Below are 11,923 nucleotides of genomic sequence, written 5' to 3' on the forward strand. Positions count from 1 at the left end.
GTGGTGGATAAACGCCGGGCGTCAAAGGCGGTGGGCCCACTCCAGGACGGCATCCTGCAGGTTCCGACCGAGGCCCTGATGCGCGCGGGGGTCGTTGACCAGCACCACCACGGCCAGGTCGTCCCCGCCTTGCGTGCGCACGTAGCCGGCGACCGCAGAGACCTCGTTGAGGTGCCCCGTCTTCAGGTGCATCTGCCCGCGCAGGTCGCGCTGGCTGCCGTTGCGGAAGCGATTGCGCAGGGTCCCGTCCAGCCCGGCCAGGGCCAGGGAGGACTGGAATTCCGGACGGTGCGAGTGCTGCCATCCGCCCTCGAGGATCTGGCCCAGCTGGCGCGCGGTCATGCGGGTCTCGCGGCTGAGCCCCGACCCGTTGTCGACCACCATGCCACCCACCTCGACCCCCAACCCGCGCAGCGACTCCAGCAGGGCCTGCTGCCCCTTCTCCAGCGTAGCCGGCGGGGTAAAGTGACGCGCCCCCAGGGTCAGCAGCAGGTGGCGGGTCATCACGTTGGAGCTCCACTTGTTGGAGACCCGGATCAGATCCGCCAGCGGCCGCGAGGTATGGCGCAGGATCGGTTCGTCGTACAGCACCGGCAGCACGCCGGGGCGAATGTCGCCGGTCAGCTCACCGCCCCACTGCGACCAGTGCAGACGGAACATCTCGGCGTGATTGGCCTCCGGCGTCAGGACCGTACGCAGCAGTTCGTAGTCCCCGCAGTTAACCGGGTACTCGCCGGATAGGGTCACGCGTTGTGCCTCGGGATCGGCGTCAAAGCGAATGCCCCGTTGCCAGGCCCCGCAGCTGCCACGCGACGGCTGCAGGCGATTCTCGATCGTCAGCCCCGGCAGCGGCGGATCCACGGTCACGTCAATCCCGTTCCCATGCCGCTCCGGCCGCACACGGAAGCGCTGGGCGTTGGCGTTTACGTGCAGGGCATAGGGCAGCTGGTTGTAGGCCCGCAGCGGCTGGTCATTGAATGCGGCCGGATGGCCCGGAGGCAGTTCGAAATGCGAGGCGTCGAGGATGACGTTGCCCTCGATGCGCCGCAGCCCGGTCTGACGCAACTGCCCCAACATGCGCCAGTGCTCCTCGCTGACCATGCCGGGGTCGCCGGTCCCGCGGATCACCAGATCGCCGCGCAATACACCGTCGCGCACCGGTCGCGTGGCCCACACCTCGGTGGTCCAAGTGTACTCGGGCCCCAACTCGTGCAAGGCCGCCAGCGAGGTGGCCAGCTTGATGGTAGAGGCCGGGTTGTACGGCTGATCGGCATTCAGGCGCGCGAGGACCGCGCCATCGGACATCCGCTGTACCCACAGGCCCACATTTGCCGGCGGCAGACGCTGGCTCTCGATCGCCCGCTGCAGCGGTCCCGGGAGATGCTCGAACTGGGCCTGTGCGGCCAGCGGTGCCAGCCACAACAAGAGGATCAGAGCGACGGATACGAAACACCAGGAAGGTCCGGACCGGGGCCCGGGGCGACGCGAAAAACGACAAGGGGACATTGAGACCAGCCATCCTGCATGAGAGCCTTCGGCAACGGCCCCTATAGTGTGCCGCCATCCCGGCCGCGACAAGCCCTCCGGGTGGGCTTCGTCACTCCCAGGGGAAATCGATCACCTGATCGATACGCGACACCCCCAACAGACGCATCAGCAGCCGGTCCACGCCCAGGGCCACGCCCGCGCAGTCCGGCAGACCCGACTCCAGCGCCGCCTCCAGGTGATCGTCCACGGGCGGAAGGGGCTGGCCGCGCGCGCGGCGCTGAGCGATGTCCCGCTCGCGGCGCTGGCGAAACACTGCGGGGTCGATCAGCTCGTGATAGCCGTTGGCCAGCTCCAGGTCGCCCCAGTAGAGCTCGAAACGGGCGGCATAGCCCGGCCGGTCCGCGCAAGGGCGCGCGAGCACGGCCTGGCTCTCGGGGTAGTCGAACAGGATTGTCAGCCGGTCCGGCGGGAAGCCCGGCGCGATCACCAGGCTGATCAGGGCATCCAGCCAGCCGTCCCGATCCAGCCCGCCGCGGATGACCAGCCCGTGGTCCCCCGCGACCCGTTCCAGCTCCGCGGCATTCGTCTCCGCCGGGTCCACCCCCAAAGTCGAGCGAAACAGATCGGCATAGGCGATCGCCTCGCACCCCCGGGGCGCGTGCCAGTCGGGAGACTGCGCGGCCTGGTCCGCGATCAGGGCCACCACCTCGCGCGCCAGTGCGTGGTGGTCCAGGCCCAGGCGATACCACTCCAGCAGAGTGAATTCGGGGTTGTGCCGCGGGCCGGATTCACCCCCGCGGAACACCCGTGCGATCTGGTAGATATCCGGGGCGCCGTCCGCCAGCAGGCGCTTCATCGGGTACTCCGGCGAGGTCTGCAGGTAGCCGCGCTCGCCGCCGGGAGCCTGTGCCTCCCAGCTCTCCAGCATTGGATCTTGCGGCGCGCCCCGGCTCAGGATCGGGGTCTCGACCTCGAGCACCCCGCGGGCCGCGAAGAACGCCCGCAGCCCGGCCAGGAGGCGGGCGCGCGCCGCGCGGGCCGGCGCCGCACCCGGACGCCAGTCGGTCATGTCGCAGGGCCTGCCGGGGTCCGGCTCACACGCGCGAGACGTACTCGCCGTTGCGGGTATCCACCTTCACCGTCTCGCCCTCTTCGACGAACAACGGAACCTTGACCACCGCGCCGCTTTCCAGCGTGGCCGGCTTGGTGCCGCCCTGCGCGGTGTCACCGCGCAGGCCCGGATCGCACTGGGTGATCTTCAGCTCGGTGAAGGACGGCGGCACCACCGACAGCGGCTCGCCGTTCCACAAGGTCACGGTGCAAATATCCTGCTCCTTCAGCCACTGCCCGGAATCACCCAGTGCGGCCTCGCCGACGGCATACTGCTCAAAGGTGTCCGGCACCATGAAGTGCCAGAACTCGCCATCGTTGTAGAGATACTGCATCTCGGTATCCATCACGTCGGCGGCCTCCACCGACTCGCCGGACTTGAAGGTCTTCTCCAGCACCCGGCCGGTACGCAGATTGCGCAGCTTGACCCGGCTGAAGGCCTGGCCCTTGCCCGGCTTGACGAACTCGTTCTCCACGATGGCCTGCGGGTCGCCGTCCAGCAGGAGCTTGAGACCGGCCTTGAATTCGTTGGTACTGTAGGTTGCCATTGCGCGCTGTCCCTCGATGATGCGTGGCGCGGACATGCCGCCCCGTCCGGAAACGATTCATGCCCACAAAGCCCGTCATGATAACGCGCGAGCCGCGCGGAACCCAGCCACCCGAGCCGGCATCCACGCCGGCCTGGCAGCAGGCGCTGGCGCGCGCGATCGCCGATCCCGAGACCCTGGCCGCACGCCTGGGACTGCCGCCCGAGTCCCTGCCGGGCATGCAGGCCGGGCACCGGCTGTTTCGCACCCGCATCCCGGAAAGCTACCTGGCCCGCATCCGCCCCGGCGACCCACGGGATCCCCTGCTGTTGCAGGCCCTGCCGGACGCGCGCGAGGCCATCGAGTCCCCGGGGTTCGTCAGTGACCCGGTCGGCGACCACAACGCGCTGGCTGCCCCCGGCGTGGTGCACAAGTACCACGGCCGTGCCCTCCTGCTGACCACCGGGGCCTGCGCCATCCACTGCCGTTACTGCTTTCGTCGCGAGTTCGACTATGCCGATCACAACCCGGCCCGGGATGACTGGGAACCCGCGCTGAACTACATTGCGGCGCATCCGGACATCCGCGAGGTCATCCTCAGCGGCGGCGACCCGCTGAGCCTGTCGGATACCCGCCTGGAACGGCTGGCGGACCGGCTCGGAAACATCCCGCACCTCGAGCGCCTGCGCATCCACACACGCCTGCCGGTGGTGCTGCCGGAACGGGTCGACGGCCGCCTGCTGGCCTGGCTCGGCAAGGGCCGTCTGCAGCACATCCTGGTGCTGCACGCGAATCACCCGCGCGAGTTCGCCGCACCGGCCGATGCCGCGATCGATCGCCTGCGCGCCGCCGGGGTCACGCTCCTCAACCAGGCAGTACTGCTGGCCGGCATCAACGACGACACCGAGACCCTGATTGAACTCCAGGAGGCCGGCTTCCGCCTGGGCGTGCTGCCCTACTACCTGCACCAGCTCGACCGCACCCGTGGCACAGCCCACTTCGAGGTACCGGACGCCCGCGCACGCGAACTCTACCGCGCCCTGCACGCCCGCCTGCCGGGCTACCTGGTCCCGCGACTGGCGCGCGAGATCGCCGGAGAACCCGGCAAGACCCTGCAGACACCGTTTCCCGCGCATGAATGAGCCCCACCGGCACCCACACCGATTGCGCGGTTTGCTGCTAAAGTAGCGCCAGAATCCTGCAACCGGCCCAGCAACCACTGGACACGCCCATGCTGCAAGCCCTGCCCGAGCTGCCCACCCAACCGGCCGGTCCCGACAGCTTCCCCCACCAGACCCCGCAAGCACTGGACGCCTGGTGTGCGGAGCTGCCCGGCAGCGAGCCGGAGCTCGGCATCCAGCGCATCCGCGAGGCCCTCGACGGGCTGAACGCGATCGTACTTCGCCCCGGAACCCGAGCCACGCTGGTCGCAATACTGGAAGATCATCTCCTGCCGCTACTCCCGGCCATGGAGCGACTGCTGCGCCAGCGGCCCCTGCCGCTGGGGAACCGCAGCCGCAAGCGTGCCGATGTTTACAGCGCCGCTGTGCGCGCCCTCCTCAACGCGGAGCTGCTGGTGGTCCGCGAACGCGCGGACCCGCACGACAACCGCCACGCGAAACGCCTGACGGCGCCCCTGCAGGCCGCAGTCGCACTGCTTGGGACCCTGAGCATGCACCACTGGCGGCTGTACCAGTCCGTGCCGCCGGGCCACTGGCAGCGCCTGTTCGATGTGCTGCGCCTGGCGCGTGAGCAGGGAATCGCCGACGAGCGGCCCGCCACCGACAAGCGCTTCGGCCCGCTGGAGGTGGACCGCATCGAAGCCATGAGCGCACGGCTGATGATACTGGGCAGCACCGACCCCAATGCGATGAAGATGGGCGAAATGGACTTGCTGGCTCGCTGGGCCAACACCCTGCCCCTTGCCTGCACCCCCGCCCCCGACCCGGAACAGCACCCCGACCTTCCCGTGCTGCGCTGCGATCTCGACCGCGACCACGCCCCGGGCCTGGCCCTGCGCGGGACGCCGGCGACCGAACCCGCCTGCTTTGTTGAGCTGACGCCGGCGCTGGACGCCCTTCGTGAACGCCCCGACGACCTGGAACCGCGCGGCCGCGGCGAGGGACAGCCGCTGGCCGAACACTTGTTGCGCCTGTGGTCGAACCTGCCGACCCGCCGTCACAGTCGCGAAAGCGCCAGCGACCTGCAGCGGATCTGCGTGATGGGCCTGGAACGCATCCATGATTTCCTGCTGATGGAGATGGGCAGCCGGCGTGGGTCCGAGACCACCGGGGCAGCGGAAGCGCCGGAGACCGGCCTGAAATCCCTGCACGAACGCGACCGCGGCGTCAGCGTGTTCGAAATGTCGAAGGCCGCGCGGCGCGGTTCGGATCTCGCCCTGGTAGACAGCCCGCACCGTTCCGACCGCGAACGCGACCTGCAGCCACTTGCGGACGACTCGCCGAATACCGCCGCGACCGCCTGGGAGGATGTCGGGCGCGGGCTCGAGATCGCCGCCCGCGATGAACCCACGGGGCCGATCACCAAGCGTCACCCCCCGGAACACTGGCAGGTGGACGACATCGGCGCCGGCGGCGTGCGTCTGCGCCTGGACAGCCCCCAACAGCCCTTGCTGATCGGGGATCTCGTCGGCTTGCGTGCCGTGGATGGTCATCGCTGGACCATCGGGGTCCTGCGCTGGATTCGCTTCGACGACCAGGCCGGCAGCCTGATCAGCATCGGCGTGGAATTTCTCGCCGATCGCTGCCTGCCCATGCAGATTCAGGATTTCCGCAATGGCATGGCGGCGGGGGTCCCGCAATCAGGACTGTTCGCCCCGCAGCGCACCGATGCCGACGGGGCGGTACTGTTCCTGCCGGCGCAGGTGTTCGATCATGAACAACGTGTCGTCTGCTGGCTGAACAGGCGCGCCCGTGTTCTGGAACTGGACAGCGAGCGCACGGGCACTACGCTGTTTACCGAGGTCGGGTGCCGCATGACCGCCCTGGAGGTCCGCCAACCGGCTGGCGAGACACCCGACACCGCCGACGGACCGGCCCTCGCGGATGACGACGGACCGCCATTCACCACCCGCAACCGCGACGACTAGCCCCATGAACGAAACGATTCGCACGCTCTTCGTGACCAGCAACCCGAACCGGGCTGAAGAGGTCATCAGCAGTATCCGGACCCGCGGCAGCGCGATCCGCCCGGAGCAGGTATCCGGTAGCGACGCCCTGGCCGAGGCGCTGGAGGGCCGGCGCTTCGACGTGATCGTCCTGATCGAACCCGGCCTGGCCCTGACCCGGGAACACGTCGACGCGGCGCTGCACGCATCCGGTCGACGTACCCCGCTGGTCATCATGACCGAGCGTCCCGAACCCGCGCGCATAGACGACTACGAGGCCGGCGCCTATGCCGTCGTCGATCACGAACTGCACGAACTGGCCGGCATCCTTGCGGTGCGCGCTGCCGAGCAGTTCCAGCTGCGCCAGCGGATGGGGCGCATGGACGCATCGCTGCAGGAGTCCGAACGCCGCTGCCAACTGTTGCTGGACAACTCGCGCGACGCCATCGCCTACGTCCACGAGGGCATGCACATCTATGCCAACGCGTCCTGGCGCGAGCGCTTCGGGATTGCCGATCCGGAGGAAGTGGAAGGCCTGCCGCTGATGGACCTGATCGCCCCGGAGAGCCGCGACGAACTGAAGGGCCTGCTGCGCCGCTTCCAGAGTGGCGAGGAAGGTGACCAGACCCATCAGGCCTTCCAGCTGCAGGCGTTTGACGGCACGCCGTTCGAGGCCAACCTGCGTCTGTCCACCGCCAGCGTCGAGGGGGAGGCCTGCACCCAGGTGCTGCTGGACTCGGCCCAGGAGGACCCGGAGCTGGCCGAGAAGATCGACTACCTCTCGCAGCGTGACCTGGTCACCGGGCTCTACAACCGCCAGCACTTCTCCGGGATGATCGAGACCGCGCAGAGCCAGGCCGCGCAATCGGAAAAGCCCTTCGCCCTGGTCACCCTTGCGGTCGACCGTTTCCCCGAGATCCGGGCCAACGTCGGCATGTCCGCGAGCGATCTGCTGCTTGCCGATATTGGCAAGCTGATCGAGGATCACTTTCCCGACCCGGCCATCGCCGCACGCCTGGAGGCCGAGCACTTCGGGATCGTGGTCCCCGACACCCGGCGCAACGAGGTGGAGGCCCGCATCCACGGTCTGATGGAAGCAGTCACCGGACGTGTCTTCGAACTCGGCAACGCCTCGACCAACTGCAGCCTGTCGGCCGGCATCGTGATCGCCGACGAGACGGCGGTGGATACCGAAGAACTGCTGACCCACGCCGACCGCGCCCTGCAAGAGGCCGTGGAGGCCGGGGGCGGAAACCACCGCTTCTTCCGTCCCGCAGAGGGCGAGATGACCCAGGCGCAGAACGACCAGCAGTGGAAGCTGCGCATTCAGGACGCCCTGGAACACAACCGCCTGGAACTGCTGTATCAGCCGATCGTGAACCTGCACGGTGCCGATCGCCCGCGCTACTCGGTCTTCGTGCGCCTGCGTGACGCCGAGGGGCATATCCACGAGCCGGATGCCTTCCTGCCCAGTGCCGAGCGCACCGAGATGGCGGCACCCATCGACCGCTGGGTCCTGAAGACTGCGCTGCAGATGCTGGCGGAACAGCTGAAGAAAGACCCGACCACCCAGTTCTTCCTCAAACTGACCAACGGCTCCCTGGGCGACCCCTCCGTGGTCAGCTGGCTGCACGACGACCTGCACGGCATGCGCATCCCCGCCGACAACGTGGTCGTCGAGCTGAAGGAACCCACCGTGGTTACCCACCTGAAGCCGGCGATCCACGTCGCCCGCGGGCTGCAGGAAATGCACGGCCATCTGTGCATCGACGACTTCGGCAGCGGCCTGAACCCGTTCCAGCTCCTGCAGCACCTGGAGGCGGATCACATCAAGCTGGACCCGTCCTACGTGAAGAACCTGGCCGAGAGCGAGGAGAACCAGCAGTTGATCCGCGAACATACCGATGCCGCGCATGCCAAGGGCAAGCAGGTCATCGTGCCCTATGTCGAGGACGCCAGCGTGCTCGCCGTGCTCTACAGCCTGAACGTGAACCTCGTTCAGGGCTACTTCCTGCAGGCACCGATGCCCGCCCCCACCTTCGATTTCACCTCGACCTGAGCCCCCATCTCGCGGACTCCGGCTTCTCCCACAGAACGCGCAGAGGACACGGCGCCGGGCAGATCAAGGGCGATTCACAGCCAGATCCAGGGGTGTGAGGAACCGCGCTGACGGCTGCGCAGGGAAGCGCGGCCCCGGCGGCGCTCATGCGGCCGCCCATCCCGTCTTCCTGCACAGCGTTGTCCTCCGTGAACCCCGTGTTGGGTAGCACGAAAGTCGAGTCCGCAGAGCGAGGAGCTTCATGGAGGGCTGAGCACGCCCCCAACGCAACAGGCCCCGGTGAAAACCGGGGCCTGTGCGAAGCATCGTCCTTGCCCTGCGGGACTACTTGGACCAGAAGTTCAGGTCCTCGAAGAACCCCTTAACGCCGTCCAGCCAGGAGTGAGCCTGCGGGCTGTGCTTGGTACCGCCAGCCTGGGTGGACTCCTCGAACTGGCGCAGGAGCTGCTTCTGCTCCTTGGTCAGGTTGATCGGCGTCTCCACCACCACGCGGCAGATCAGGTCACCGACCCCGCCGCCGTGCACGGACTTCACGCCCTTGCCACCGACCCGGAACTGCTTGCCGGTCTGGGTCTCCGCGGGGACCTTCAGCTTGACCCGGCCATCCAGCGACGGCACTTCCAAATCGCCGCCCAGAGCGGCCGTGGCGAACGACACCGGCACCTCGCAGTGCAGATCCGAGCCCTCGCGCCGGAACAACTTGTGCGGCTTGACCCGCACCTGCACGTACAGATCACCCGGCGGGCCGCCGTTCATGCCGGCCTCGCCCTGGCCTCCCAGGCGGATGCGGTCACCGCTGTCCACCCCGGCCGGGATCTTCACGTCCAGGGTGTTCTGCTCCTGCACTCGACCCTTGCCGTGGCAGGACTTGCAGGGGCTGGAGACGACCTTGCCCGCGCCCTCGCAACGCGGGCAGGTCTGCTGCACCGAGAAGAAGCCCTGCTGGATGCGCACCTGGCCGACCCCATTACAGGTCGGGCAGGTCTCCGGCGAGGTCCCCGGCTCGGCGCCCGAGCCATCACAGGCCTCGCAGCTGACGGTGGTCGGGATACGGACCTTCACCTCGGTGCCGAACACGGCCTCTTCCAGGGTCAGGTCCAGGTTGTACTGCAGGTCGGAGCCACGATAGGCCCGTTGCCCGCGGCCGCCCCCGCCACCTCCGAAGATATCGCCAAAGATGTCCTCGAAGATGTCACTGAAGTTGGAGGCCCCGGCGCCCCCGCCAAAGCCCCCGGCCGAGCCGTCCACGCCGGCATGGCCGTAACGGTCGTAGGCGGCGCGCTTCTGGTCGTCGCTGAGGACGTCATAGGCGGCGCGCGCCTCCTTGAACTTGGCCTCGGCCTCCGCATCCCCGGGGTTGCGGTCCGGGTGGTGCTTCATCGCCAGGCGGCGAAAGGCCTTCTTGATATCGGCGGCCGAGGCGTCCTTGGAGACGCCCAGCACCTCGTAATAGTCGCGTTGTGACATGGTCATTCCCTGCTGATTCGTGCGCGCGAACGCGGAATGCCTTCACGCAAACGCCCGGAGTCACGAGTACCCCGGGCGCGGCGTTCAAACAGTTCCGGCGAGACGCCATAGCGTCCCGCCGGCTGCGGCATCAGCCCTGCTTTTTCTGGTCGTCGTCGACTTCCTCGAACTCGGCGTCCACGACATCGTCGCCCTGCGGGCCACCCTCGGCCTGCTCGGCCCCGGCCTCGCCCGCGGCGTCCGCGCCCTGGGCATAGGCCTTCTCGGCCAGCTTGCCGGAGACCTCGGCCAGCTTCTGCGCGGCCTGCTCGATCACCTCGGGGTCGTCGCCTTCCATCGCGGTCTTGGTCTCGGCCACCGCCGACTCGATCGCAGTGCGCTCGTCGTCGGAGACCTGGTCTGCCAGATCCTTCAGGGACTTCTCGGCCGAATGCACCAGGCCATCAGCCTGGTTGCGCGCCTGGACCAGCTGCTGGAACTTCTTGTCGTCCTCGGCGTGGGCCTCGGCGTCCTTGACCATCTGTTCGACTTCCTCGTCGGACAGGCCGGAGGAGGCCTTGATGACGATCTTGTTCTCCTTGCCGGTCGCCTTGTCCTTGGCCGAGACGTTCAGGATGCCGTTGGAGTCGATGTCGAAGGTGACCTCGATCTGCGGCACACCACGCGGCGCGGCCGGGATGTCCTGCAGGTCGAAGCGACCCAGCGACTTGTTGGCGCTGGCCATGTCGCGCTCGCCCTGCAGCACGTGCACGGTCACCGCCGTCTGGTTGTCCTCGGCGGTGGAGAACACCTGATTGGCCCGGGTCGGGATGGTGGTGTTCTTCTCGATCAGCTTGGTCATCACGCCGCCCATCGTCTCGATCCCGAGCGACAGCGGGGTCACGTCCAGCAGCAGCACGTCCTTGACGTCGCCACCCAGCACGCCGGCCTGCACCGCGGCACCGACCGCAACGGCCTCGTCCGGGTTCACGTCCTTGCGCGGCTCCTTGCCGAAGAACGCCTGCACCGCTTCCTGCACCTTGGGCATGCGGGTCTGGCCACCGACCAGGATCACGTCGTCCACCTCGGAGGCGGACAGACCGGCATCCTTCAGCGCGACCTTGCACGGCTCGATGGAGCGCTTGACCAGGTCATCGACCAGGCTTTCCAGCTTGGCGCGGGTGATCTTCAGCGCCAGGTGTTTGGGCCCGGTGTTGTCGGCGGTGATGTACGGCAGGTTCACCTCGGTCTGCTGGCTGGAGGACAGCTCGATCTTGGCCTTCTCGGCGGCCTCCTTCACGCGCTGCATCGCCAGCGGATCGCCCTTGATGTCGATGCCCTGGTCCTTCTTGAACTCGTCGACCAGGTAGTCGATCAGGCGATTGTCGAAGTCCTCGCCACCGAGGAAGGTGTCGCCGTTGGTCGCCAGCACCTCGAACTGGTGCTCGCCATCCACCTCGGCGATCTCGATGATCGAGACGTCGAAGGTACCGCCACCCAGGTCGTACACGGCGATCTTGCGATCCCCGCGCTGCTTGTCCATGCCATAGGCGAGTGCGGCCGCGGTCGGCTCGTTGATGATGCGCTTGACCTCGAGCCCGGCGATCTTGCCGGCGTCCTTGGTCGCCTGACGCTGGGAGTCGTTGAAGTACGCCGGGACGGTGATGACCGCCTCGGTAACCTCTTCGCCGAGATAGTCCTCGGCGGTCTTCTTCATCTTCTGCAGCACGCGCGCAGAGATCTCCGGCGGGGCCATCTTCTTGCCCTGCACCTCGATCCAGGCGTCACCGTTGTCAGCCTTCACGATGTTGTAGGAGACGAGCTTGATGTCCTTCTGGACCTCGTCTTCCTGGAACTTGCGACCGATCAGGCGCTTGGAAGCGAACACGGTGTTCTGGGGGTTGGTGACCGCCTGGCGCTTCGCGGACTGGCCAACCAGCACCTCGCCGTCGTCACTGAACGCGACGATGGACGGGGTGGTGCGGGTGCCTTCCGCGTTCTCGATGACCTTGGCCTGGTCGCCTTCCATTACGGCGACGCAGGAGTTGGTGGTCCCGAGGTCAATACCAATGATCTTGCCCATGACTGAAATCTCCTGATGCGAAAAATTTTGCGCTGCAGAGCGTGTTTCTCTGCCAACTTGTACGGGAATCTGGGGCCCCGGGC

The 11,923-nt window shown here is 67.6% G+C and carries 8 protein-coding genes; 3 read left to right on the plus strand and 5 right to left on the minus strand.

Translation table 11 applies throughout. From position 1 onward, the window contains the following. Positions 1-21 precede the first annotated feature (21 nt). The 3 genes from dacB to efp form a co-directional block, all read right to left on the minus strand. A complete protein-coding gene (gene dacB, locus TVD_RS11600) occupies positions 22-1,422 on the minus strand; it encodes a D-alanyl-D-alanine carboxypeptidase/D-alanyl-D-alanine endopeptidase (protein WP_019628690.1) in 1,401 nt (466 codons plus the stop codon). Positions 1,423-1,597: 175 nt separating this feature from the next. After that, entirely contained in the window at positions 1,598-2,557 is a 960-nt protein-coding gene (epmA, locus tag TVD_RS11605; RefSeq protein ID WP_047251659.1) for an EF-P lysine aminoacylase EpmA, read from the minus strand. A 25-nt stretch (positions 2,558-2,582) separates the two neighbouring features. After that, on the minus strand, positions 2,583-3,146 hold the full coding sequence (gene efp / locus TVD_RS11610) for an elongation factor P (RefSeq protein ID WP_026182087.1): 564 nt from the start codon (positions 3,144-3,146) through the stop codon (positions 2,583-2,585). Between the two features lie 77 nt (positions 3,147-3,223). On the opposite strand from efp, the gene epmB reads away from it, so the two are divergent. The 3 genes from epmB (at position 3,224) to TVD_RS11625 (ending at position 8,311) form a co-directional block, all read left to right on the plus strand. Then, on the plus strand, positions 3,224-4,267 hold the full coding sequence (gene epmB, locus TVD_RS11615; RefSeq protein ID WP_047251660.1) for an EF-P beta-lysylation protein EpmB: 1,044 nt from the start codon (positions 3,224-3,226) through the stop codon (positions 4,265-4,267). Between the two features lie 89 nt (positions 4,268-4,356). Further along, complete coding sequence (locus tag TVD_RS11620; RefSeq protein WP_047251661.1) at positions 4,357-6,234, plus strand: hypothetical protein; 1,878 nt, start codon at positions 4,357-4,359, stop codon at positions 6,232-6,234. Between the two features lie 4 nt (positions 6,235-6,238). After that, positions 6,239-8,311, plus strand: a complete 2,073-nt coding sequence (locus TVD_RS11625) for an EAL domain-containing protein (protein WP_047251662.1) — start codon at positions 6,239-6,241, stop codon at positions 8,309-8,311. A gap of 324 nt (positions 8,312-8,635) precedes the next feature. Here TVD_RS11625 and dnaJ read toward each other — a convergent pair whose 3' ends face one another. Beyond that, positions 8,636-9,784, minus strand: a complete 1,149-nt coding sequence (gene dnaJ, locus TVD_RS11630) for a molecular chaperone DnaJ (RefSeq protein ID WP_018145345.1) — start codon at positions 9,782-9,784, stop codon at positions 8,636-8,638. Between the two features lie 124 nt (positions 9,785-9,908). Further along, on the minus strand, positions 9,909-11,840 hold the full coding sequence (gene dnaK, locus TVD_RS11635) for a molecular chaperone DnaK (RefSeq protein WP_018145344.1): 1,932 nt from the start codon (positions 11,838-11,840) through the stop codon (positions 9,909-9,911). Between the last annotated feature and the right edge of the window lie 83 nt (positions 11,841-11,923).

The sequence above is a fragment of the Thioalkalivibrio versutus genome (assembly GCF_001020955.1).
In the GTDB taxonomy this organism is placed as follows: Bacteria; Pseudomonadota; Gammaproteobacteria; order Ectothiorhodospirales; family Ectothiorhodospiraceae; genus Thioalkalivibrio; species Thioalkalivibrio versutus.